This is a genomic window from Caballeronia sp. KNU42, from assembly GCF_053760385.1.
On the sequence record NZ_CM132389.1, the window covers coordinates 1,783,183 to 1,807,140 of the forward strand.

Annotated in this window: 22 protein-coding genes and 1 pseudogene; 12 read left to right on the forward strand and 11 right to left on the reverse strand. The window is 61.1% G+C overall.

Annotation, left to right across the window (positions count from 1 at the left end):
• Positions 1 to 32: 32 nt before the first annotated feature.
• Entirely contained in the window at positions 33 to 449 is a 417-nt protein-coding gene (locus tag ACSOSP_RS27125) for a hypothetical protein (RefSeq protein WP_455311507.1), read from the reverse strand.
• A gap of 224 nt (positions 450 to 673) precedes the next feature.
• On the reverse strand, positions 674 to 1,141 hold the full coding sequence (locus ACSOSP_RS27130) for a hypothetical protein (protein WP_455311508.1): 468 nt from the start codon (positions 1,139 to 1,141) through the stop codon (positions 674 to 676).
• 253 nt (positions 1,142 to 1,394) lie between these two features.
• Between ACSOSP_RS27130 and ACSOSP_RS27135 the strand changes: the two genes are divergently transcribed.
• Positions 1,395 to 2,129 carry a helix-turn-helix domain-containing protein gene (locus ACSOSP_RS27135; RefSeq protein WP_455311509.1) on the forward strand — a complete coding sequence of 245 codons (735 nt, stop codon included), beginning with the start codon at positions 1,395 to 1,397 and terminating at the stop codon, positions 2,127 to 2,129.
• A gap of 483 nt (positions 2,130 to 2,612) precedes the next feature.
• Here ACSOSP_RS27135 and ACSOSP_RS27140 read toward each other — a convergent pair whose 3' ends face one another.
• Entirely contained in the window at positions 2,613 to 2,852 is a 240-nt protein-coding gene (locus ACSOSP_RS27140; protein ID WP_455311510.1) for a hypothetical protein, read from the reverse strand.
• 74 nt (positions 2,853 to 2,926) lie between these two features.
• Between ACSOSP_RS27140 and ACSOSP_RS27145 the strand changes: the two genes are divergently transcribed.
• Positions 2,927 to 3,490 (forward strand): hypothetical protein, encoded by a 564-nt coding sequence (locus ACSOSP_RS27145; protein ID WP_455311511.1) that lies wholly within the window; start codon positions 2,927 to 2,929, stop codon positions 3,488 to 3,490.
• Between the two features lie 282 nt (positions 3,491 to 3,772).
• On the opposite strand, the gene ACSOSP_RS27150 is transcribed toward ACSOSP_RS27145, so the two are convergent.
• Positions 3,773 to 4,201, reverse strand: coding sequence for a PRC-barrel domain-containing protein (locus tag ACSOSP_RS27150; protein ID WP_455311513.1), 429 nt, complete (start codon positions 4,199 to 4,201; stop codon positions 3,773 to 3,775).
• Positions 4,202 to 4,523: 322 nt separating this feature from the next.
• Between ACSOSP_RS27150 and ACSOSP_RS27155 the strand changes: the two genes are divergently transcribed.
• Both ACSOSP_RS27155 and ACSOSP_RS27160 read left to right on the forward strand, forming a co-directional pair.
• Positions 4,524 to 4,913: a VOC family protein gene (locus ACSOSP_RS27155; RefSeq protein WP_455311514.1), complete on the forward strand. Its 390-nt coding sequence runs from the start codon at positions 4,524 to 4,526 to the stop codon at positions 4,911 to 4,913.
• 87 nt (positions 4,914 to 5,000) lie between these two features.
• Positions 5,001 to 5,414, forward strand: coding sequence for an LIC_13387 family protein (locus ACSOSP_RS27160; protein ID WP_455311516.1), 414 nt, complete (start codon positions 5,001 to 5,003; stop codon positions 5,412 to 5,414).
• 41 nt (positions 5,415 to 5,455) lie between these two features.
• Here the strand turns inward: ACSOSP_RS27160 and ACSOSP_RS27165 are convergent.
• A pseudogene (locus tag ACSOSP_RS27165) lies at positions 5,456 to 5,678 on the reverse strand (hypothetical protein); the annotation flags it as partial.
• Between the two features lie 226 nt (positions 5,679 to 5,904).
• Here ACSOSP_RS27165 and ACSOSP_RS27170 point away from each other — a divergent pair.
• The 6 genes from ACSOSP_RS27170 to ACSOSP_RS27195 all read left to right on the forward strand — a co-directional run bounded on the left by ACSOSP_RS27170 (position 5,905) and on the right by ACSOSP_RS27195 (position 15,306).
• Positions 5,905 to 7,161: an acyl-CoA dehydrogenase family protein gene (locus ACSOSP_RS27170; protein ID WP_455311517.1), complete on the forward strand. Its 1,257-nt coding sequence runs from the start codon at positions 5,905 to 5,907 to the stop codon at positions 7,159 to 7,161.
• 51 nt (positions 7,162 to 7,212) lie between these two features.
• Entirely contained in the window at positions 7,213 to 8,328 is a 1,116-nt protein-coding gene (locus ACSOSP_RS27175; RefSeq protein WP_455311518.1) for a saccharopine dehydrogenase family protein, read from the forward strand.
• A 66-nt stretch (positions 8,329 to 8,394) separates the two neighbouring features.
• On the forward strand, positions 8,395 to 9,636 hold the full coding sequence (locus ACSOSP_RS27180) for a thiolase family protein (RefSeq protein WP_455311519.1): 1,242 nt from the start codon (positions 8,395 to 8,397) through the stop codon (positions 9,634 to 9,636).
• Positions 9,637 to 9,708: 72 nt separating this feature from the next.
• Positions 9,709 to 11,313, forward strand: a complete 1,605-nt coding sequence (locus ACSOSP_RS27185; RefSeq protein WP_455311520.1) for an AMP-binding protein — start codon at positions 9,709 to 9,711, stop codon at positions 11,311 to 11,313.
• A 372-nt stretch (positions 11,314 to 11,685) separates the two neighbouring features.
• Positions 11,686 to 12,789 carry a porin gene (locus ACSOSP_RS27190; RefSeq protein WP_455311522.1) on the forward strand — a complete coding sequence of 368 codons (1,104 nt, stop codon included), beginning with the start codon at positions 11,686 to 11,688 and terminating at the stop codon, positions 12,787 to 12,789.
• 96 nt (positions 12,790 to 12,885) lie between these two features.
• A complete protein-coding gene (locus ACSOSP_RS27195; RefSeq protein WP_455311523.1) occupies positions 12,886 to 15,306 on the forward strand; it encodes a glucose/quinate/shikimate family membrane-bound PQQ-dependent dehydrogenase in 2,421 nt (806 codons plus the stop codon).
• 58 nt (positions 15,307 to 15,364) lie between these two features.
• Here ACSOSP_RS27195 and ACSOSP_RS27200 read toward each other — a convergent pair whose 3' ends face one another.
• The 3 genes from ACSOSP_RS27200 to ACSOSP_RS27210 all read right to left on the reverse strand — a co-directional run bounded on the left by ACSOSP_RS27200 (position 15,365) and on the right by ACSOSP_RS27210 (position 17,533).
• Positions 15,365 to 15,733 (reverse strand): BON domain-containing protein, encoded by a 369-nt coding sequence (locus ACSOSP_RS27200; protein ID WP_455311524.1) that lies wholly within the window; start codon positions 15,731 to 15,733, stop codon positions 15,365 to 15,367.
• Between the two features lie 250 nt (positions 15,734 to 15,983).
• Entirely contained in the window at positions 15,984 to 16,694 is a 711-nt protein-coding gene (locus ACSOSP_RS27205) for an SDR family NAD(P)-dependent oxidoreductase (RefSeq protein ID WP_455311525.1), read from the reverse strand.
• A gap of 86 nt (positions 16,695 to 16,780) precedes the next feature.
• On the reverse strand, positions 16,781 to 17,533 hold the full coding sequence (locus ACSOSP_RS27210) for an SDR family oxidoreductase (RefSeq protein WP_455311527.1): 753 nt from the start codon (positions 17,531 to 17,533) through the stop codon (positions 16,781 to 16,783).
• Between the two features lie 188 nt (positions 17,534 to 17,721).
• Between ACSOSP_RS27210 and pdxR the strand changes: the two genes are divergently transcribed.
• Positions 17,722 to 19,251 carry a MocR-like pyridoxine biosynthesis transcription factor PdxR gene (gene pdxR, locus ACSOSP_RS27215; RefSeq protein ID WP_455311529.1) on the forward strand — a complete coding sequence of 510 codons (1,530 nt, stop codon included), beginning with the start codon at positions 17,722 to 17,724 and terminating at the stop codon, positions 19,249 to 19,251.
• 51 nt (positions 19,252 to 19,302) lie between these two features.
• Here pdxR and ACSOSP_RS27220 read toward each other — a convergent pair whose 3' ends face one another.
• Together ACSOSP_RS27220 and ACSOSP_RS27225 are read right to left on the reverse strand one after the other, a co-directional pair.
• Positions 19,303 to 20,346, reverse strand: a complete 1,044-nt coding sequence (locus tag ACSOSP_RS27220) for a 2-dehydropantoate 2-reductase (RefSeq protein WP_455311530.1) — start codon at positions 20,344 to 20,346, stop codon at positions 19,303 to 19,305.
• 85 nt (positions 20,347 to 20,431) lie between these two features.
• The gene (locus ACSOSP_RS27225; protein ID WP_455311532.1) at positions 20,432 to 21,196 is read right to left on the reverse strand and encodes a class II aldolase/adducin family protein; all 765 of its coding nucleotides are present in this window, start codon (positions 21,194 to 21,196) and stop codon (positions 20,432 to 20,434) included.
• 167 nt (positions 21,197 to 21,363) lie between these two features.
• Here ACSOSP_RS27225 and ACSOSP_RS27230 point away from each other — a divergent pair, with 167 nt between their 5' ends.
• Complete coding sequence (locus ACSOSP_RS27230) at positions 21,364 to 22,068, forward strand: Crp/Fnr family transcriptional regulator (RefSeq protein WP_455311533.1); 705 nt, start codon at positions 21,364 to 21,366, stop codon at positions 22,066 to 22,068.
• A gap of 32 nt (positions 22,069 to 22,100) precedes the next feature.
• Here the strand turns inward: ACSOSP_RS27230 and ACSOSP_RS27235 are convergent, their stop codons facing one another.
• Positions 22,101 to 23,768 (reverse strand): ankyrin repeat domain-containing protein, encoded by a 1,668-nt coding sequence (locus ACSOSP_RS27235; RefSeq protein WP_455311534.1) that lies wholly within the window; start codon positions 23,766 to 23,768, stop codon positions 22,101 to 22,103.
• Positions 23,769 to 23,958: the final 190 nt, after the last annotated feature.

Sequence of the window (23,958 nt, forward strand, 5' to 3'; positions counted from 1 at the left end):
CAGACGGAGAGGGGCCTATGCCTCCAATGCGGCTAAATTAATAAAAACAAAAGGCCAAGGATCCCCGCATTGATCGCAACCCCCGCGGTGACAAAGCAGAAGCCATCTATTGCGGCGATTTCGGCGCGCGGTGTAGTGCGGATCATTGCCCTGATCGCAGCGACAACGACGCCGGTACAGGCCCCAAGCATGCACATCCAGTAACCAGCCCAGCCCATCATTGCATTGCCCCAGACATGCGTGAGGAGAGCGAATGTTCCATAGGCAACGGCTACGCCACCAAGCAACCCAAGCGGCGGCTTGAACAGAAGCGCGACGCATAATGCGAAAACCTGGGGCATCCACCATACCGCGAGATTGCCCCAAAAATACGCATCGCCCGCGGTGCAGTGCACGTCGATAGACACCATGTAAATCAACGCAAGCCCGAGGAAACCAACACCTGACACATGTTTCATGGATTTTTGGCCGGGTACGTAGGTCTTGATACAGGCCGGCGACGGTGCACGGCATCCCCAAAAAAATTCGCATATGTTGAGCGTCCGTTTTCGCCAAATCCGAAAACCGGTCCACTAAGCGTCGGGCAGCCAACTTGTATCGTCGGTTCGTGGTGAGTGCATCGTTCGTTGACGATCGATCCGGGGTGGCCATCGGCACAGAACGTAATTCGTCGCTAGCCGTCACGTCGCAGCGCGCCGCAATTTCGCTCTTCTGAGGACGACAATGCTGAATCTCCGAAAACGCCGTGAGCAGCGAGCGTGAATGACAAAGTGATGCTGCCCATCCACAACCAATATCCGATACCAAGTGATGAAACCCGTTCTAGGCGTAGTCCTGCCTCAGACGTATCAACCCCCTGAAAAAGAAAGGCGTTGCCGACGATTAAGGCGCCAATGCAGTACCCGAAGGCAATCCGATCGGATGACTTGCTTCGCTGAAGCAACGAGCCCCACGCCAGGATAATCAACAGATTTGCAAACCAGCTTACTTGTACGCCATCAATCAAGCCTGCAAAGCCGAGCAGCAGTATTCCCCCTCCCGCCCAGCAAGTGTTGCGGCCATAGCAAAACCCGGTAAAGGGAAGCGACGCAAGGTACAAAGCGACCAATGCTCCCACCAGCTTTTTCCGCTCTTTCAACATTTCGTCTCATTCCAGGTAAGAAGGTCGCTACCTCCGGCCATTTGCCAGAACACGCCCAGCGCTTATTCACTCGACCCTTGCACGTGGCGTTCTCCTTCGCTTCAGCAATTGGCTTTCAGGAATTGGCGTAGTTCGAAAATCGCGTTAGAGAGCCTGGAGGCAGCTTGCGATGTCAAAGCAACGAAAGCAAAGGATTGAGTTTCACGGGCGCATTGGATACCCTCCACAGTATTAAAAATTGATACTTCGGGCTATGACAGAGATCGACCAGCTGCTGGCAGAAATCAAGCGCGAATTGCGCGCGCAGCATCTGACGTATCGCGATGTCGCACAACAACTGGGCATTTCGGAGCCTTCAGTGAAGCGCATATTTGCCAGTGGCGCATTTACGCTGGAACGTCTCGCACAGGTCGCTGCAATTCTCAACCTGAGCATCGTCGAATTGGCGCAGGCAGCAAATGCGGCCATTGTGCGTCCCGCACAGCTCACTGCGGCCCAGGAGCGCGAGCTTGTCTCCGAAGCAAAGCTGCTGCTGGTCGCCGTGTGTGCGATCAATCACTGGAGCATGGCTGATATCACGCGCGTATATCGACTGACCGACGCGGAGTGTGTTGATCGGTTGTTACAACTGGATCGCCTGAAGCTGATCGTGTTGCTGCCGGGTAATCGCATTCGCCTGAATGTCGACCGCAATTTCGACTGGCTGCCGAATGGTCCGATCCGCCGTTTCTTCCGCGATCACGGTGAACAAGAATTCCTTGCTGACGGCTTTCGTGGCCCGCGCGAAATGCACGTGTTCCATCAAGGCATGCTGACGCGTGCGGCGTCCGAGGAATTGCATCGGCAACTCGAGCGTCTGCGCCAGCAGTTCGCCGTGCTGCACGATGAGAGTCTCGCGCGTCCGTTGAGCGAGCGTCATGGCACGGGATTGCTGCTCGCGGTACGGGAATGGGAACCTGATATCTTCGTCGAGCTGCGCCGGAAGTGACGTCCGGCGGGCGTTCAGGCCGGGGCCTAAAAGCACGACGGAGCGTTCTCCGTTGGACCCTCGGTACAATAAAATCCGTTCTTGTTGAACCCAACAGCGCAACCGCTCAGAGACATGATCAAACACGTAACTACCGTTATTTTTATGAACACGTATTCACCTGTGGTTGGGATTGGATCGGATGTGGCGATTTTCGTGTGGTTTAGCGGTACAGCACAGCGAACTTTCGACAAGTATCGATTGCCGATGCTAAGGGGATCGTTCTGACGAACGATGCCGCGCGAATGCCTGCTTTGTGCTGGCGTGACCCTCGCTTGAGGGTAGGGTGCCGCGAACTGCGTATGGGCAAGGGCCGGCCACGAGTTGGCGTTCGCAATGACATATGGGCCGTCGGTCAAACGGCGGCAATACTCGGTTAGCTGCCATTCGTTGCGCGACCGTGCAACGAATGGCAGTGGGTCGAAAGCATGCATTGGGAGCAGTCTAAGTTTGGTTGAACCTATCCAGACTCTCGACGACGGTGCGCGCATCGGTCCGAATCGCGCACGTCGATTGTCGTCTTCCTTCGAGCCGAGCACCTCCCGGCAGCATGCACATCAACGGATGGCCGATCAGCGATACGCGCTCGATCTTCGGGTTGTCGACCACGCTGCTGCTTGGGTCGATTCCGAGTTGCTGCTTCGTTGCATGCAGCGAACGATGATCGCCGCGGATGCTGCTCAAGTTTGCCGATCTCATGCCGATAAAGAGTATGCATTTCCATTCGAAAAAACGATTTCATCAATTGGAACACTCAAATGCAGAGACGACTGCTGTCGATTCTTATCGTGAGCGCAAGCACGGGTTTCTTCGGCGGGTGCGCCGCCACGTTGCAGACCCAAGACAATGTGCCGTCGGGTGAAAGGACCTCAGTAGCTAGCATCGTCATTCCACCTGCTTCGACCCATACAGTTATTCTGCGTATGAACGGATCAAAGGTAGCCACGGCCTCGTCCGACTGGCCGCAGGTGCAGACAGAATGGCGGGAAGCCATGCAAGGTGCATCAAACCCGGAAGGACTTAACTTCATCGATGAAACCGCTGGAATAGCATCCCGGAGCGGCGCCGGCACAGTCGTGGATGTCTATGTTGACGACTACCACTTCGTCTCTCAAGGTGCACGGATCGCATTTGGAATCATGACAGGCAATGCTTTCATGCAAGCCAAGGTGACTTTCCGCGATCTGCAGACTGACCAGGTATTCGGGGAGCGCTCCTACAACACCAAGTCTTCGGCATGGCAGGGCATCTTCGCACCGACTTCCGACAGGCAGACCCGTGCCATCGTGGCTGATGTCGTGAAGCAGATTAATCCGCGTTAGCGCATCCCACAGATCTTTCCGTACGAAGTTGAAGTTCGTCACAGCCAACGCGAACTACAGCGAACAGACGAGCGACCGCCGTACTCGAATACTCGCCGATCACTTGGCGCGACGAGCGTCCGTTGCACTTTGGAAGCGGTCGCGAAGGTGTAAGCAATTCAACGGCAGTTCTGGCTCGAATCGTGACGTTCACGCCAAAAGATCGCTCGCCCTACAAAAAAACCGCGCTGATTACTCAGCGCGGTTTTTCCACAAGCCTCGAGAGAACCGCGTACTTCGCAGTTATTGCGCTTGAATCTTTCTCGGCTTCGGCGGCGTCTCCACTTTGCTGTACTGGAATTCGGGTGTGTCTTTGAGCGCCTCCTTCGTTGCACCTGCCAGATAGAAGTTGCCATTGCGGATGTCGAGCGAGGCAATGGGTACTGCGACGTCGTGCGTAGCGACGCCAAGGAAGCCGCCGGTGGAGATCACGGCCGCCGATACTGTCGTATCCGGTGAAATCACCAGATCGAGGATCGAACCGATTTTCTCGTTCTTGTCGTTGTAGACCGCTTTCCCGAGGATGCTCTTTTTAGCGCTCCATCCCTGCAGCAATGCTTGCGACTGTTGGACCGTCACGGACAACGGCTGGGTGCCGGCCACTTGTGCTTGCGCGCCCATACTTGCCGCGCCAAGCAGGGTTGCAATCGTCACGCTCTGCCAGATTTTCATATCGATTTCTCATTTCACCAGGGTGTCTGGAATGCGCAAGTTTCAGGCCTGCTCGCCAGGTTGCGTCCTTCCGTTCCGTCAAAGCACCGTAGTTGCTGAGGCATAGGTCGCTGACAGCGGTCAAAAGATCCATAGCCGAGGATGCCTGTAACACGATGTTTTCGCTCGCGGCGAGGCATATCATTGCGTTCGTCAATGCCAGTTCTGACAAAGGCGAGGTATGCGTCTTAACGGAAAGGGTGAACCGGAGCTTGAACGCAGGCGATGACCGGTGCTTCCTCCGACGTGCACCTTTAACCACCGATTGCGACCACACCATCCAATGCAAGCACAACTCAGAATTGCCAGACCTGTCAGCGATCTCCCCCGCTCAGAGAGCATGTATTGCGTGGCTCTAAACCTGATCGTGCTGGCACGATTTCAAGATCACCAGGGCTTCGATGGGGTGATGCTAGGGCGTGCTGGAATGGACTATCACTTCGAGTTCACCCAGTTTCGCGAACACCTGGTATCGCCAACTCCGACGCCCGAGGATTTGCTGGTGTTCTACGTTCCGGATCGGGAAGCCTGGCAGTCGACGTGTGAGCGCATGATCGAGAACGGATTCGTTAGCGTGACGTCGTTCAATCCTTATTGGGACATATCGGGTCGAACATTCCAGGATCTCGATGGCTACCGGATCGTTTTGCAAAATGCCCCGTGGTCCTCCTGACGAGGCGTAGTGTAGTGGGGTCCCGCTTGATGTTTTGCTACCCGCCGCTTGACTCAGGCTTCAGAACTCGAAAATAGGGAGAACATCTTGGCCGCAAAAATTCTCATGGTTCTTAGTGCGAGCATTATGTTTGCGCTCGGAGTGATCCACCTCGTCTATACGTTCTGGGGGGCAAAGCTCACGCCCCGTGACCCAGCGCTGCAAATCAGCATGAGCCAGATTTCGCCTGTCATTACGAGAGAAACAACAATGTGGCGGGCCTGGGTGGGCTTCAATGTCAGCCACAGCATGGGGGCCATGTTGTTCGGTCTGGTTTTCGGTTTTCTCGCATTGGCTCACGGCGAGCTGCTCTTTCGGTCACCGTTCCTGCTCGTTGTGGGGCTATCGATGCTTGCTGGTTTTGTTGTGCTCGGCAAGGTTTATTGGTTCAGTGCGCCTTTCATGGGCGTCAGCATTTCCTTGGCCTGCTATGTCGCCAGCATTGCGCTGTCGCGGGCCTGACAATAAGCGCCCGCTCGTCCGGGTGAGATGAAAGAGAAAGCTTAGGACAACCGCACGAAGGTGGCGGACAACCAGTAGAGAACCATCGCCGGCGCGATCGACGCTGGCAATGTCAGTACCCACGCCATCAAAAAGATTGCGTCCGGTATTCGACTGCAATCCCGAACCATTGACGGCCACGGTGCCCGTGACATCCGACGGCAGCACACGCTTCGTCGCGACCGGCAAGCCAACCATATCGGCTACACCGATGCTCAGCGTCGCGTATTCGGGTCGTCCCTAATGCCTCCGAGCATGCAATCACACTCCCCTGTAAGGGGGATGTTGCGCAGCGCTTCGCCCGGACACCATGGCTTACACACAAGACATCGAACAGCAGCGTTAGCAGCCTGCAGCAGCGATCGGCTGTCGCGCAATGGTCGGTCGAGCACGCCAATAATAATTAAGTATTCCTATAAACGATACACCTGACAACCTTCAAGGATGAGACATGACAACCGCATCGAACCACGTTGCAACGCACAAACTCGGCCCTCTAGGCGCCGAGCCTGAGTTGTCGGAGATGGGCCAGATGGTCCAGCAGACGGTCCATCGCTTTGCGGAGGAGGTCATGCGCCCCGTCGGCGTCAAACTCGATCGCATGACGCCGGAGGAGGCCATCGCGCCAGGGTCGCCTTATTGGGAGGCCCGAAAAAAATATGTCGAACTGGGGTTTGGCGTCGACGGGCTTCTCGAGCTCGAACCCGCCGAACGGGCCCAGACCATGTGCATCCTGTTCGAGGAGCTCGGCTGGGGCGACTCCGGACTCGCCATTTCGTACGGCGCCGGGTTGCTCCCGGCGCTGATGAGCACGGTGTTGGGCAACCCGTTTTGCCGGGCGCTTGCGCCAGATTCGAAGCTTGGCTGCTGGGCCATCACGGAACCCGATCACGGCTCCGACATGCTGGACGCGAACGGCATGATCCTGCACCCGCAGGGAACTTACGGCCGGCCCAACTGCATTGCCACGCTGCGCGGCGACGACGTGATCATCAATGGGCAGAAGTCGGCATGGGTGTCGAACGGCATCGTGGCGGATGTCTGCATTCTTTACTGCGCGGCTGACAGTGGCGCCGGCGTGGAGACGAAGCGCGGGGCCGTGATCATCGTGCCGATGGACGCCGAAGGCGTATCGCGTGGCAAGCCGCTCGACAAGGTAGGACAGCGCGCCCTCAACCAGGGGGAGATCTTCTTTGAGAACGTCAAGCTTTCCAAAGATCACATCCTCGCGGGCCCGGATCAATACCTCGATGCCGTCTACGCCATTCACACGTTCGCCAACGCGATCATGGGCGCGGTTTTCACCGGCGCAGCACGAGCAGCCTTCGAACACGCGCTGGCCTACGCGCATGAACGCAAGCAGGGCGGCTTGCCGATCATCCGTCATCAGTCGGTGGCGTCCCGGCTCTTCCACATGTTCAGGAAGGTGGAAGCGGCCCGTGCCCTGGCGCGCCGGGTCGTGCACTACAACTTCTCGTCGCCGAATCCATCGCTGCATGCAGCAATGACGTCCAAGATCACCGCGACCCAAACCGCATTCGAAGTTGCCAACGACGCGCTTCAGATCTTTTGCGGCAACGGACTTACGCGCGAGTATCCGATCGAAAAAATCTGGCGTGACGCGCGGGCGTCCCTGATCGAGGACGGCTGCAACGAAGTCCTCGCGATCAAGGGCGGCTACTACCTGATCGACCCCGATCTGCTTTGAATCGCGCCAACTGGCAAAACAATCCGACAAGTAACCTCAAGGAGATGACGAATGGCAACGACATACGAAGTGGTGCTCTATGGAGCGAGTGGCTACACAGGCAAGCTCACGGCGTGGAAACTCGCCGAGCGGGGGATTTCGTTCATCGCCGCGGGGCGCAACAAGGAGCGGCTGCAAGAGGAGATGTCCAAGGTGCCGGAACTTGCCGGACACGACTACCAGTGCGTCGCGGTCGAGCACGAAACGAACGCGCTAACTGAACTTTTCAAAGGCAAGAAGGCGGTCATCAACATCGTCGGGCCGTTCATGCAACTCGGCCGCCCTGTGGTCGAGGCCAGCCTTGCGGCGGGTTGCCACTATATCGACACGACGGGTGAAACCGACTGGATGTCCTTGTTGAAGCGCACGTATGGCAAGGCGTTTGCCGCAAAAGATCTGGCGCTGTGTCCCGGCAATTCCTACATGTGGACCGAAGGCAATCTGGCGGCAGAGATCGCGCTTGAGACCCCGGGCATTGACACGCTCGACGTGATCTACCTCGGGGACTCGGAAGTCAGCGTCGCGTCCACGATGTCGTTTCTGCGGATGTGTACGCAGCCGCAGTTCTTCCTGCGCAATAAAGAGCTCGTGCAATGGCCCTGGGCCACGCCGTATCAGGTTCATGTGCCCGGTGAACATGTGCTGCTGAACGCGCTGCCCTGGGGCGGCGGTGGCGAACCGATCTGGTACGAGGGCGATCCGCGTGTGCGCAATTGCCAGACGCTGGTGTCGTTCAGAAACCAGGAGCGTTTCAACGCAGTCGTCGGCTTGCTGAAGAAGTTCGAGGAAGAGTGCCGGCATCTCGATCCGGCCAAGCAGGAAGAGATCACCAACGAATGGGGCAAGGCCGTCACGCAAACCGAGCCCGCCCGCGAGAATCCCGACGTCAACCGTTGCACGCTGTCATGTCAAGGACGAGGAAACGTGAATTCCGTCAGCGTGATTCTGCGCGGCAATTCACCCTACGCGCAAACCGGCGTGCTGGGTGCGGAAGCGGTCCGTCGAATCCTGCGAGGACAGCTGCATGCGGTCGGCTTCGTCTCGCCGGCGCAGGCGTTTGGCGCACGCAATCTCCTCGCTGCTCAGGCTGAAGAAGGCTACCTGAGCTACGAAGTGAAGAGCGTTTGAACGGGTGTGGACCGGAACGCGCGACGTTGCATCGTCGCGCAGCCAATGAGCGAGGGAGAGGCGATCATGAGCAAGGAAGTGTACGTCGCGGGCATCGGCATGACGCCCTTTGGCAAACATCTCGACACCAGCGTGAAGCAGATGACGTGCAAGGCGGTGGAGGAAGCGCTCGCCGATGCCGGTTGCGACAAAGAGCAACTGCAGGGCGCGTTCTTCGGCAACTCGACGCAGGGGCACATGGACGGCCAGCACATGATCCGCGGCGAGCTTGCCTTGCGGGCAATGGGCGTGCACGGCTTGCCGGTGATCAACGTCGAGAACGCGTGCGCGAGCGCGAGTACGGCGTTTCATCTGGCGGTGAACTACGTGAAGGCGGGCGCGGCTGACATCGTGCTCGCCGTGGGCGCTGAAAAGATGTTCTCGACGGACAAGGCGCGTACGTTCAGCGCGTTCGACGGTGCGTGGGACGTGCACGATACCGAGAACGGCAAGCGCAGGTTGCTCGACATGGGCAAGGGTATTGAGCTGCCCGAAGGAAGCGTGTCGGACAAGCCGTATAGCGTGTTCATGGATATCTATGCGTCGATGGGACGCCTGCACATGCGGGAGTTCGGCACGACTCAACGGCAGATTGCCGCGGTGTCCTCCAAGAATCACGGGCACTCGGTACACAATCCGCTCGCCCAGTATCGGCGGGCCTACTCCGTGGAGGAAGTACTCGGCGCGCCTCCCATCACCTATCCGCTGACGCTGCCGATGTGCTCGCCGATCAGCGACGGCGCGGCCGCCGCGATCGTATGCAGCGAAGCGGGTCTGGAACTGCTCAAAGGCCGGCGTTCACGGGCGATTCGCGTGCTGGCTTCGGTGCTCCAGACTGGCAGCGACCGGCCTGCTGCTGCGTTCGAGCAGCACCTGGTCCGGCTTGGCTCCATCAAGGCCTATGAACAGGCTGGCGTGGCGCCGCAGGACGTTTCAGTAGCCGAAGTACACGATGCAACCGCGATCGGCGAAATCATCCAGTCTGAAGTGCTCGGGCTGTGCGAACAGGGCATGGGAGGCGTGGCCGCGGAGCGGGGCGACACCTCGATCGGCGGGCGGATTCCGATCAATCCATCGGGTGGCCTGGAATCGAAAGGGCATCCAATCGGCGCGACAGGGCTGGGGCAGCTCTTTGAACTCGTTACCCAGCTACGCGGTGAAGCAGGACCGCGCCAGGTCGCGGGCGCGCGTATCGCGCTTGCCGAGAACGGCGGCGGTCTGTGCGGCGTGGAAGAAGCCGTGGCCAGCATCACGATTCTCGGACGTTAGCGTCGACACCGTTGCGCTCGGCAGCGATTCGGCATGAACACGACATCCAATACCATCAGGAGACACAGTGCCATGAGCACCAGACCAGACACCATCCTGGCCGCGCTGATTGCCAATCGCGTCGACACCATGCCGGATCGGGACGTACTCACGATCGAGGGGGCCGGCGTGCGGCCCGACGAGGTGCGCACCTACCGGCAACTCTGGGAAAACGGCCAGCGTCTCGCTCAAGTGCTGATCGATCGGGGCCTGCGTCCCGGAGAGCACTTCGCGTTGCTGATGGCCAACCATGCCGAGTTCATCGAAGCCATGGTGGCGGCATCGATCTCCGGGACGGTATTCGTGCCGATCGATCCGCGCACCAAGGGCGACAAGCTCGCCTATATGCTCGATAACGCGCAGTGCAGGGGCGTGATCGCCGCCGACTACGCGCTCGACAATCTCGCCGCCGTGCGTGGAACCCTTACGCAACTGTCGTGGGTGATCGGGCTTGAAACGGACGAAGGCGCGAGGCCGCTCTCTGACTTTCCCGATGTCCTGTCTTACCGTGCGTCACTGCCGGAGCAGGTACCCGAGTTGCCCATCCTGACTCGCGACCCCGAAAGCGCGATGCAGCTGATCTTCACGTCCGGCACGACCGGCGATCCGAAAGGCATCGTCATGACGCATCTGCGCTACTGCGCCACGTCCGCCGTGGTGCCGGCGATGTTCGGCTATGCAGCCGGCGATCGGCCCTATTCAGGGCTGTCGCTGACCCACGCCAATGCTCAGGTCATTACGCTTGGTGCGTCGCTCGCCACCGGAATGCGGGCCGTGCTGTCGCGCCGCTTCACGAAGTCCCGGCTGTGGGACATCACGCGCAAATACCAGTGCACCACCTTCACGCTGCTCGGCGGGATGACGACGGCGATCTACAGCGAGCCGGCCAAGCGGGACGACTCGGACAACCCCGTGCGCTTCGTGATATCCGCGGGGATGCCCGCGGCGATCTGGACCGAGTTCGAGCAGCGCTTCAACGTGCGGATCGTCGAGTTCTACGGCGCGGCGGAGGGCGGACTCACGGTCAAGCCCGTCGGGGTCGGTCCAGTCGGCAGTATCGGCAAGCCGGTGCCTACGCTCAGGCATCGAATAGTCGATGACGACGGCCGCGACTGCGCACCTGGGCTGCCTGGCGAACTGCTCTTCCGGCCGGCGGACGGATCGCCGTTCAAGATCGAATATTTTGGCAATCCGGAAGCCTCAGCGAAGAAAAGCAAGGACGGCTGGCTGCATATGGGCGACGTTGTGCGCGAAGACGAGAACGGCTGGCTCTTCTTTGAATACCGGAAAGGAGGCGGGATCCGGCATAACGGTGAATTTATCAATCCAGCGCCAATCGAGAAGGTGATTGCCGAGTCGGGCGCAGTCGAGGACGTCTATGTGTACGGCGTCAAGGCGTCATCCGGTGCGCCGGGCGAGAAGGATGTGGTCGCAGCCGTAGTGCCGAAGGCTGCGTCCGGCTTCGACCCGCAGATGGTGTTCCGCCTCTGCCGCGCGAAGCTTGAAGCGAGTTCGGTGATCTCCTTCCTGCAAGTCGTGCCAGAGATTCCCAAGACCGCCTCGGAAAAGCCACTGGAGCGCTATCTCCTCGACATGTTCGAACAGCGGCGCGACAGCGTTTTCACCGAGATTTCATGACGGTTCCCGCGAGGGAATCGACCAGGTGCTTGCGCATTAAAGCGAAGTCGCGATTTTAGGTCTATTCTGCATTACCGTGGGCGTCGGGGTTCCTGCAGACCTGCAAGCGAGGGGGTGTATTCGACTACAACAAACATGTCATACCAGGTGGCCGCTGCGCCTCCTGATATGCCTGGTCAGGGAGCATTCCATGTTCCGGAAGGTCATGGTAGTGTTCGATGGTCTGCGCGAATGACAACGAGAGCTAGAGCTGGCAATTGAGTGGGAGGTCCAAGTTTGACTCGTCCCTGACAACGCTATCTATCAACGTATCAACGCAGCGGGGGCATGGACAGAAAGGAGAACGAAAGAATAGTCCGCCTGGGAGACAACATGAAATATCAATTGAGCGCGCTCGTCCTGCTCGCAGCCGGCACGGCTGCATCGGCACAGTCTAGCGTGACGATCTATGGCCGTATGGACGGCGGTATCGAGTACATCAATCACATCTCCAACGGCACGGGGGGCAACTTGAGCCGCTGGAACGCCGAAGGGGGGGACTGGGGCACGAGCATGCTCGGCTTCAAGGGGACCGAGGACCTGGGCGGCGGCACCAGCGCGCTGTTCGACCTCGAAACCGCGCTGCAGATCATGAACGGCACCACAGGCGGCGGCCTCATGTTCTCGCGCCGCGCGTACGTCGGCTTGAAGAATGACACGTGGGGCCAGTTGCAGGCAGGCCGCAATCTCTTCATCGACAGCGACGGCGTGTGGGCATACGATCCGTTCGTGCAGCAGGCGGTCTCGTCGGCCTCGCTCGTGCGCGGGCGCAACTGGCAGCAGACAAGCAACAACGTCGAATATCACAGCCCGGTCTGGCATGGCGTCGACGTGCAGGGGCAGTACGCGTTCGGCAACCAGACAAACGGCTTCAACAATGGCGCCCAAGGCCAGTTCGGCCGCTCGGACGGCATCATGCTGAGCTATCACTCGACGCTCTTCGAGCTGCGTGGCATCTACGACGAGCTGCGCGATTCGAATGGCCGCCTCTCCAACATCTTCACGGCCTCGCGCGAGTACTTCGTGGGCGCGAACGTGCCCGTGCAGAAGTTCAAGTTCCAGGCGGCGTACACGCACCTGGCAGCGCCTGATTCACCCGCGGGCGTGGCCGACAGCGCCGATTACTACTGGCTCGGCACCACGTATCAGGCTACACCGCACTGGGCCGTGACGGCGGCGGGATTCTACATTCGCGTGGGCGACGGCGGCGGCGACGTCTCGCATGATCCGGGCAGCCACGCCATGCTCTACGCGCTCGGGACGACCTACAACCTGAGCGCGCGCACGTTCCTGTACGGCACCGTCGCGTACGTGAACAACAGCAAGAACGGCACGTTTTCGGTGTTCGCGACGCCGCGCGACTCGAGCTCGCCAACGAGCCCGATAGCCGGCGAATCGCAGACCGGTGCGTACGTCGGAGTGATGCACTTGTTCTGACGTGACCAGTTTCCCCGCATTCCAGGCATGCCCGTGCTGCGGGCGCCGCGCGACAGGCGGTGCAAGCAACATCTTCCAAGGAAGGTTGAGGTCATCATGTCAAGACAATCGGCATCCCCGGGTTTCATCGGCGTCATCACACTGCTGTTCACCGCGCTAACCGGCCTGTACCTGCTGATAGGCGGCGCATGGCTGCTCTCGCTCGGCGGCTCGGCGTATTACGTCGTGACCGGCGTCGTGCTGCTCGGCGTGTCCTGGCTGCTGTACCGTCGTAATCCGGCGGCGCTCGTGCTCTACGCGCTCGTGCTCGTCGGCACGGCGATCTGGGCGTTGTGGGAGTCGGGTCCCGACTTCTGGGCGCTCGCGCCGCGCTCCGGTGTGCTCGTCATCTTCGGCGTGTGGCTGCTGCTGGTGAGCTGGCGTCTCGACGCGCCGCGCAAGCTCGGGGTGACGTCGCTCATCGGCGCGCTCGTGATCTGGGCGGTCGTGCTGGTCTACGCGGGCTTCAATGATCCGCAAACGATCAACGGCGCGCTGAGCGTTGCGGCCGGAGCGCCCGCGGCGAACTCCGAGGGTATCGATCCTGCCGACTGGCCCGCCTATGGCCGCACCCAGGAAGGCACACGCTATTCGCCGCTGCAGCAGATCACGCCGGAAAACGCGAAGAACCTGCAGGTGGCCTGGACCTTCCGCACGGGCGACATGAAAGGCCCGAACGATCCGGTAGAGCTCACCAATGAAGTCACGCCGATCAAGATCGGCGACCTGCTTTACCTGTGCTCGCCGCACCAGATCCTGTTCGCGCTCGATGCCAAGACGGGCGAGCAGAAGTGGAAGTTCGATCCGAAACTGCAAGCCGATCCGTCGTTCCAGCACGTGACTTGCCGCGGCGTGTCGTATGTCGATCTCTCGGCGAGCACCGCAACAGCCGTGGCCGCCGCGCCCGCGAGCGACGCTGCTTCGGCAGCGACGGTGGCATCGTCCGCCAACAGCGCCTGCACGCGCCGCATCTACCTGCCGGTCAACGACGGCCACCTCTACGCGCTCGACGCGCTGACGGGCCAACGTTGCGAGGGCTTCGGCAACAAGGGCGACCTCGACCTTCAACATGCCCAACCGATCACAACGCCGGGCATGTACGAGCCTACCTCGCCGTCGATCATCACCAGCAAGGTGATCGTCGTGGCGGGCGCAGTGGAGGACAACTTCTCGAACCGCGAGCCCTCGGGTGTCATCCGCGGCTTCGACGTGCGCACGGGCGAATTGCTCTGGGCGTTCGATCCGGGCGCGAAGGACCCGAATCACATTCCGGGCCCGGGCGAACACTACACGTGGAATTCGCCCAACTCGTGGGCGCCCGCCGCCTATGACGCGAAACTCGACATTGTCTATCTGCCGATGGGTGTAAAGACGCCGGATATCTGGGGCGGCGACCGCACGCCGGAGATGGAGCAATACGCCACCGGGTTGCTCGCACTCAACGCCTCGACCGGCAAGCTCGCCTGGTTCTACCAGAGCGTGCACCACGATCTGTGGGACATGGACCAGCCGTCGCAGCCCACGATCGCCGACATCACCGGCAAGGATGGCAAGACCGTGCCGGTCGTGTACGCGCCGGCCAAGACCGGCAACCTGTTCGTGCTCGACCGCCGCACCGGCGTGCCGGTCGTGCCGGCGCCCGAAACGCCCGTGCCGCAGGGCGCGGCGCCCGGTGACCACGTTGCGCCGACACAGCCGTTCTCACAGCTCACGTATCGTCCGTCGAAGAACCTGACCGACGCCGACATGTGGGGCGCGACGATGTTCGACCAGCTTGTGTGCCGCGTGATGTTCCACCAGCTGCGCTACGAGGGCACGTTCACGCCGCCGTCGCTACAGGGCACGCTCGTGTTCCCGGGCAACCTGGGCGTGTTTGAGTGGGGCGGTCTTGCCGTCGACACCGACCGCCAGATTGCGGTTGCGAACCCGATCGGCTTGCCGTTCGTCTCGCGTCTGATTCCGCGTGGCCCGGGCAACCCGTTGCAGCCGGTGCCGGGCGCCAAGGGCAGCGGCACGGAGTCAGGCATCCAGCCGCAATACGGCGTGCCGTACGGAGTGACGATCAACGCGTTCCTCTCGCCGCTGGGCTTGCCGTGCAAGCAACCGGCATGGGGTTACATCTCGGCGATTGATCTCAAGACCAATGAGATTGTGTGGAAGAAGCGCATTGGCACCGTGCGCGACAGTTCGCCGATTCCGCTGCCGTTCAAGATGGGCATGCCGATGCTGGGCGGTCCGATTGTCACTGCGGGCGGTGTCGTGTTCATTGGCGCGACGGCGGACAACTACATCCGCGCGTTCGATGTGAACAATGGCAAGCAGCTCTGGCAGGACCGCCTGCCCGCAGGGGGGCAGGCCACGCCGATGAGCTATTCGATCAACGGCCGTCAGTACGTCGTGATCGCGGCGGGCGGCCACGGCTCGTTCGGCACGAAGCTCGGCGACTATGTCATTGCCTATGCTTTGCCGCAGCAGTAGGGGGTACGCGTGCCGTCAGATCATCGGCACGCGTGCGCCTCTGGGAAAGCTCGCCCGCTCAGCGGCCTTCTTCCTGCAGCGTCAGCTTGCTCGTCACCGAGGTGACACCTTGAACCTTGCCGGCTGCAGCCTGGGCAATTTGATCCTGGTTCTCACTCTGGATGAATCCCGCCAGCGTGACCTGGCCCGTCTTGGTCATCGCGAAGACTACGATGTCTGTGTTCTCCAGACCTTTGGTTTTATTGAGCGCTAGCCTGATCCGCTTCGCGAGGGCCCGATTCGCTGCACGATCGGCTTTTTTCGACGAGGGCGCTTGATCTGATGCCGCGGCGTTGGTAGCCGAGTCTGATGCCGAAGTTTGCGCATAACTAACGGAAGAAAGCAGGGCCGTCGCTGCGAGGACAATCACCAGATTTTTCAAGTACATGTATTCACCTGTCGTTGAAAGGTTAATCGAAGTTTTTAAAAGAATGCTATAGATCTCATCTTTGGCGATTCAATCTCCTTGGGTGAGGGACTTATAGCGTTCTACCCGACTTCGATGTTAGCTGGCAAGATATCTGAGCGCTATTACATGAAACTGCATCGCGCTTCTGTTTGATGCGTGATGTCTCACTCGAATGATGTAGTTGCCGTGGGAAGGGGAGAGCGCACCAGTTTGCGGCGCCCGATGAATCTTAACGACCGGCGCTCTGGCCACCGTCAACGTGCAGGATTTCTCCCGTGATGAACGGTGCGGAATCAAGGAACAGAATCGCGTCGGCTATATCGCGCGTCTCGCCCATGCGCCCGAGCGGATGGAAAGCGCCCAGCGCTTCATGAGTTTGCGGCGCGTGCATCGGTGTCTTGATGATCCCCGGCGCCACGGCATTCACGCGAATACCTTTCCTTGCGTACTCAATCGCCAGCGACTTCGTGGCGGCGTTCAGACCACCCTTCGTCAGGGCTGCCAGTACCGAATACCCGCCGCTGATCGCATTGTCGGCGGTGCTGGAGGTCACGCTAACCACGTGGCCGCTCGAATGCCTTTCCATGTCGGCAATGGCAAGTTGCGTGACGTAAAAGAAACCCGCCATATTCACATTCGTCACCGCGGCGTAGTCTTCGGCCGTGTGTTCGGTGAAAGGCTTGCCGATGTATATGCCGGCGTTGTTCACCAGCGTATCGATCCGGCCAAATCGCGCTAGACCTTCGGAGACGACACGCCGCGCGGTAGCAGGGTCCCCAATGTCACCCGCTACCGTGAGAATGTTCGGATCTTCCGATGGCTTGATCGAACGTGAGGTAGCCACTACGCGGTAATCGAGCTTGCGAAACGCTCTGACAACCTCGGCGCCGATACCTTGCGATGCGCCGGTAACGATGACGACCTTTTGTGACGTGCTCATGCTTTACTCCGGAATTTTCTATTTGGCTTGGACGGCGATCAAGGCAAATCCAGACGCGTTGAATCGGGTTTCACATCAACCCGCGATCAACCTTTTTTAGCTTGCGCCAGCCACTGGTCGAGACTGACGCGGCCGATCCGCGCGTCGCCGAGCGGCACGAGTGAATGTTCTTCGACACGGCCGCCGTAGTACTGCGCGTCGCGATCCGTCACTACCGGCCGCGCGTCGCCTACCGATTTCAGATAACGCGTGACGATATCCGCGAAGGGCGCGCGGTCCGGTCCCGCGATGTCGACCCTGCCGTTCAGCGGCGCGGCGAGCGCGGTCTGCGCGAGGATCGCCGCGACATCGTCTACGGCGATTGGCTGAAACAGTCCTTCGCCGATACGCACCGTGCCGTCGACCGCGCTGAAATCCGCGATACCGCCAATGAACTCCATGAACTGGGTCGCGCGTACGATCGTGTACGGCACGCCCGCCGCTTCGATCACCTCTTCCTGCGCGACCTTGGCAACGAAATACGCATTCTCCGGCGTGCGGTCGCAGCCGACGATGGATAGCGCAACGTGATGGCGCACCCCTGCGGCCACTTCGGCCTTGCCGAGGTTACGCGCCGAGGTGCGGAAGAAGTCGAGCACCGCTTGCGGCTCCCAGGACGGCGCGTTGGTCGCATCCACTACGACGTCCGCGCCCGCGAGCGCGTTGCTCAGGCCCTCGCCGGTAACGGTGTTCACGCCGCTACGCGGCGACGCGGCGATCGCCTCATGACCCGCCTCGTTGAGCAGCGTGACGACCCGCGACCCGATCAGGCCGGAACCTCCAATTACGATGATCTTCATGACAGATTCTCCAGACGATAGTGAGTGAGCGCGCGGGGCGAACGGTGGCTGCTGTGTCGCGTGAAATTGTTCGACGCCGTCGCATCGCGTGAGGCTAGTGTGGAAGAATCATGTTCTATCGAAAAGTGACAAGAACAGTCGATCTGACTAGTCCAAGTTGTTCCGCTCCTCTTGCCCGCGAGACCGTCATGACCGTGCCGACGCCCGCCTTGACCATCGAAATAGATCGGCGGCAGCAGTTGCCGATCTATCTGCAGATCTGCGAGCGTTTCAAGACTGCGATCGCCGCGGGGCATCTGCGTCCCGGCGAGCGCGTACCCGCGCTGCGCAGCCTCGCCACGCAGTTGAACACGGCGCGCGGCACGGTCGAACTGGCCTATACGATCCTCGTCGACGAGGGCTACCTGCAGATGCGCGGCGCGGCGGGCACGTTCGTCTCACCGTCGCTGCCGGCATCGGTGATGCGCTCGCCGCGTGCGCCAGGGGTTCAGGAGGCGAGCGGTAGCCAGAGCACCGATGGAACTGGCGCGCGGGAGACGCCAGGCGAATCGTGTGGAGCTCAACCGGCGCTGCGCCAGTTGGCCGTCGCCGTCGCCATGAGCGGCGCGCCGCGGCCGTTGCAACCAGGGATGCCCGCGCTCGACGCGTTTCCGGCCAAGGTGTGGAACAGGCTCGTTTCTCATCGCGCCCGCAGCGGCGGACGTGAGATGTTCGCGTACCCGGATCCGGCCGGCTACCGGCCGTTGCGGGAACATATCGCCACCTATCTCGGGCTGTCGCGCGGCGTGACCTGCCGGCCGGAACAGGTGTTCGTCACTGGCGGATACCGCGCGACGCTCGAACTCGTGTTGCGCAGTCTCGCCCGTCCGAACGATCGCGTGTGGTACGAGGATCCCGGCTATCTGCTCGCGCGCGGTTTTCTGGCTGAGACTGGCGTGCAGCTCGTGCCGGTGCCAGTGGACCGCGAAGGGATCGACGTGGAGCGCGGCATGCTGGTGGATGCCCAGGCGCGCTTTGCACTGGTCACGCCGTCGCATCAGAGCCCGCTCGGGCACACGTTGTCGCTCGCAAGACGGGTGGCGCTGCTGGAGTGGGCCGAGAAAGCGTCCAGCTGGATCATCGAGGACGACTACGACAGCGAGTTCCGTTATCTGGGCCGGCCATTGCCGGCTTTGAAGAGCCTCGACCGGCGCGATCGCGTGATCTATTGCGGCACGTTCAGCAAGGTGCTGTTTCCCGGTTTGAGGCTCGCGTATGCGGTGGTGCCGGAGCGGGCCGTCGAGCGCGTCGGGCGCGTGGCGCACAGCATGAACGCCGGATCGCCGACGCTATTGCAGGCGGCCGTGGCGGATTTCATTGAACAGGGGCATTTTGCGCGGCATCTGAAGCGGATGCGTGCGTTGTACGGCGAGCGGCGCATGCTGATCGTGCACGCGCTCGAGCGGGCGTTTGGCGAAAGACTGATCGTCGATTTGCCGCCAGGCGGAATCCAGTTCGCGGTGCAGTTCACCGAAGGCCCCGATGGTCCGGTCGACGACGTCGCCGTCGCCTCGCGCGCCCACGAGGCGGGGCTCGCGGTGCTGCCGCTTTCGATCTGGTACGCGAACAGCCGCGCGCGGCGCACGCCGCGAGGCCTCGTCATGGGCTTTGCCAACATTGCCGATGCGGATGAAGCAGGCCGTCTCGCGCGGACGTTGCGCGCGTGTCTGGACATCTGATGAAGCGAGGAGTGTCGATCGTGATGCCCGCCACGGCGATCCATGCGGCGATCAGATTCTCGCGTGCACCGGCGACAAGGCACTCGCTGCAGCCCGTAGCTCGGCCAGCAGCGCATCGCCCGGCCATGAAGGGCGCACCTCGCTTCGCTCGGCTTCCCGCACGAGCTCGCATAACCGTTCGTTCACCGGCGCCGTTTGCCCGAGGCGCTGAGCGAGGCGCACGACCTCGCCGTTGATCCAGTCGATTTCCGTGGCGCGTCCCATTGCCAGGTCGTCGGACATCGACGAGCGCGCGAGCGGATCGATCGTCAGCATGGTGCGGCCCAGCCGTTCGAACAACGCATCGGGTACGCCGAGAACATGCGGTATCCAGGAGGTGGGAAGCGGCGTGACTTTGGCTGGCCGAATGCCCGCCCGCTTCAGGAGCGCGAGCGCTTCCTTCTGCGCCATGGCAAGGCAGAGCCGGTAGGCGCGTTGCGAGAGCTCTTCCTTCAAAGGCCGGTTCGCCAGCGCGTTAATGGCGTTGTTGAGATTGAGCAACAGCTTCGCCCACTGCACCGGCAACATGTCGACGTGCTGGTGCAAAGGCAGACCCGCTTGTTTGAACGCGTCGATGAAGGGCTGCATGGCCGGCGTATGCCGGATCTCCAGCTCGCCCGCTGAACCCTGGTGAAATCCGCCGGGCCCGCGTTCGACGACATTGAACGGCACCATCCCCTCCAGCACTATGTGATGCGGCAGGGCGGCGCGCAGAACGTCTGCATTGCCAATGCCGTTCTGGAAGCTCACGACGATCGTGCCCGGCCGAAGCACAGCCGCCAGTTCTGCCGCGGCCGTGGGTGTTGCAGCAGACTTCACGGTGACGAGCACGAGGTCGGCTGCGGCGGCGCTGGCGGCGTCCGTCGACACGTCGATGTGCTCCGGCGGCACATGCCAGCGGCTATCGTCGTGCCGCGAGAGCGTGATGCCTTGGCGGCGCAACTGGTCGGCCACCCGTGCGCGCCCAATGAAAGTGACGTCGTTGCCGCCCGCAAGAAGCCGTCCGCCGACATAGCAGCCAATCGAGCCGGCGCCGTAGATAAAGATCTTTGCCATACAGGTTCTCAGTGACCTACCCACACATCCGCGATGCGTTGAATCGGCAAACGCGGTCCGTGACGCTTACGCCGTTCGCCCAGCGCTAGTCAGCATAGCCAGGGTTGCGGCGGTCCAGCCGACGCAGCAGCCCGGGCCACACCAGCTTGCCGGGAGAGCCGCTCGTCACCGCGCGAATCTGCTCCTTGATGCCGGCGAGAATCGGCTGAGGGATGGGCGTGAGCTTTGCACCACCCGACTGGGCGCGTACCTGAATCATGCAGGACGCTTCAAAGAAGTACATGGCGACGAAGGCGTCTGCCGCCGTAGCGCCGACCGTCAACAGGCCGTGGTTGCGCAGCATCAGATAATTGTTGCTGCCAAGGTCCTGAACGAGGCGAGGCTTCTCGCCTTCGTTGAGCGCAATGCCCTCGTAATCGTGATAGCCGAGCGACGCCAGCACACCCAGTGACTGCTGCGAAAGCGGCAGCAACCCCGCCTCCTGCGCCGACACGGCAACGCCGTTGATCGAGTGAGTGTGCATCACGCAATGAGCGTCATCGCGGGCCGTGTGCACGGCGCTGTGGATGTTGAAGCCGGCTGGATTGACGTCGTACGGCGACTCGGAAACCTTGCGGCCATGGAGGTCGATCTTGACCAGCGACGACGCGGTGATTTCCTCGAACATCATGCCGTACGGGTTGATCAGGAAATGGTGCTCCGGGCCAGGCGCGCGCGCCGAGATGTGGGTAAACACCAGGTCATCCCATCCGAACAGCGCAGTGAGACGGTACGCGGCCGCGAGATTGACTCGCGCTTCCCATTCGGCAGGTGATACGTCGTTTTTCAGGCTGAGATCAGATGAGGCCACGTCGACACTCCTTGTTCGATAATTCAAGCGATGGAATAACCCGGGACAGCGCCCTGCGAATTCGCGCATTTGCTCGCGGCGGCGTCACGAGCCGGTCAGATGCGAGTCCCCATGATGTTCGCGAACCTGCCTAAAATCTGTCAGATACACGACAAGTCGACACGCCAATGGAATCCAGCCAGCACCGCTACCGGTCACAGCTCGAAACGACCTCATGGTTCCGGGGCCTGCCCGTCGAGTTGCAGGACTATCTGATCGGTCATGCCAACCTGCTCACACTGGAAAAGGGCCAATCCTTGTATCGGCGCGACGAACTGTCCGATGGCCTGTACGCGGTACTCGGCGGAGCACTTGCTATCGGCACCGTTGGTGCCGAGGGGAAAGAGGCGTTGCTCGCGGTGCTCGGACCGACTGCATGGATAGGGGAAATCTCGCTGTTCGATGGGCTGCCGCGTCCGAACGACGCCACTGCCGTCAGCAGGACGCTTTTGCTGCACGTGCCCGAGTCCGCGCTGCGAAGCCTGCTTGACTCGACGCCCCTCTATTGGCGCGATTTTGCGCTGCTGATGGCGCAAAGACTGCGGGTTTTATTCGAAAACTCCGAGGCGGTTGCGCTGTTGCCCGCGGCGCAGCGCGTGGCGAGCCGGCTGCTGGTGATCGCCGGCGGTTATGGCGGACTCAACGCCACGCAGAACAGGATAAGGCTGTCGCAAGACAGCCTTGCTTCAATGGTGTCGTTGTCGCGGCAAACCACTAACCAGTTGCTCAGGAACCTCGAAAATCAACGGATAGTGAGCCTGAAATCCGGGGAGATCGCCATCCTGGATTTCGATCGATTGCGTGCGGCCAGTCTTGGCGATCCTAGTCCGTAAGTTCGCATTCGATAACAAAGCAACGACACAGGTCAGCTCGATTCAGGGCTTGTGTCTCCACGCTCCAGCAAAACCTCCGTTACTCCCTCGGAAAACCGCCTGGGCTGACCTTCGATGAGCAGCCGTTCCGCGTTTGACGCATCCCGCTCTATATCGGGTAGTCCATGAGCCATGAGCGCGCGTGCGCAGCCGATCCAGTCGGGGTTCACGGGCCCTGTCGGCTCGTTGACCGAGGCCCAGGACAATGTACCGAGCACGTCGTCGCCGAAGCCTTGTATCTCACGCCAGCTGGCTCCGCTAGCGAGCAGGAAGTCCGTCAGCTGCGCGTCGCCACGAAAGACCGCGTGGTTCAGCGCTGACGCGTCCCAGTCTCCCCCACGCGCGGCTATCGGCCAGCCGAGTTCGACCATGACCTTCACCGCGGCGCTGGATCCCCATGCCGCGGCGTCGGGCAGCAACCGGAAGCGCTCCTCCGGCAGCGAGCCTGGCAATTCAGGATGCCGTGCCTGAATGCGGCGCGCCTCGATCGCGTCAGCGCGGGCGCACGCCGCCACGAAGTTGTCTTCCGCGCTTAGATTTTCCGCCACGCCATAGGTGCGCAAGAGCTCCACGACCTCCGTCAGACCGACCTGCGTCGCCAGCCGATAAGCACTGACGCCCGCAGCCGTCCGCCCCGTGGGATCGGCGCCGGCCGCAAGCAATGCGGCGATATGCCGAGGCGACCTGCTCACCGCGATCGCGCGCAGCAGCGGAGGCCCCCAGGTATTCGTGGGTCCTTCTCCAGCCGGTTCGTTGGCGTCGCCGCCATGAGCCAGCAGCAGTTCGAGCGCGGCCGGGTCGGACATGTCAAGCGCTCGCCGCAACGCATTCGTGCCGGCAACGCGCGCGCCGTACCGAAGCAACAGGCGCGAGCAGTCGGGGTTTTCCAGCGAGTGATAGAGCGATTCACCGTCATTGGGGTCTGCGCCGGCTTTCAGAAGCATTTCGGTGAGCGCCGGATCGCGGATAACGCCAGCCGCACCGTAAAGGGCGGACAGCGGACCCATTTCGTCGGGTGCTGCAAGAGATGCCGGTGGGAAGCGATTGCCAATATGTTGGTTGGGATCGGCGCCGGCCTGAAGAAGATGCTGCGCACATTCGCGTAGCCGTCCAATGAACTCCGGCAGTTGTCCCAGGTGCGAGTGGGTCACCGCGACAAGCGGCGGGAGCTTCAGCATTCCCCCCGCGCGATGGGTCCAATCCGCATCGGCTGTGATTGCCCGTGACACCACGTCGAGATGCCCCGCCGCGCAGGCAGCGTAAGCGTCCGTTGCGAGAAGGCCGGGATGTTCCTGGAGGAGCTGAACCGCGACACGTGGCCGTGCCGCGTCATAGGTGCCGGTGACATCGCCGCCATAGACCATCCCAAGCCAGCGGCGCGTGAGCCCCGCGAGATCGTGATGCGCGAAGGCGCTTGTCTCAACGTAAAGGGCGAGATCCGCCCAGGAGGAAAAGCCATACTCGCGCGCGATACAGGAATGCGCATCGTGCAGTCGAAGTTCAAGCGCTGTGACTTCACTCTCTGAGTGGTGCGCGGCGGCGGGAAGGTGATGAACGAAGCGGGCAATCGCTGTTGCGTCGCCGTTGCGGTAGAGACGCAACAACTCCTTCGCCTGCTTCTTCAGATGGTCGAGATTGGCCTTGGGGGGCAGCTTTTTCATGACGGATCCTCGTGCGCTTGATGGCCGAAGGTCCGCAATACCGCCAGCACAAAGGATGGTGTGATTTCTGACGCGCTGCTTACAGGTGGGTTCAACCCTTTCCGCGGACCCGGAAGCGGCCTGCACCGCTAATCCGGATGCTAGGCGATCACATCCGACTTCGTCAACCTGAATGCGATCGGTTTGGAGA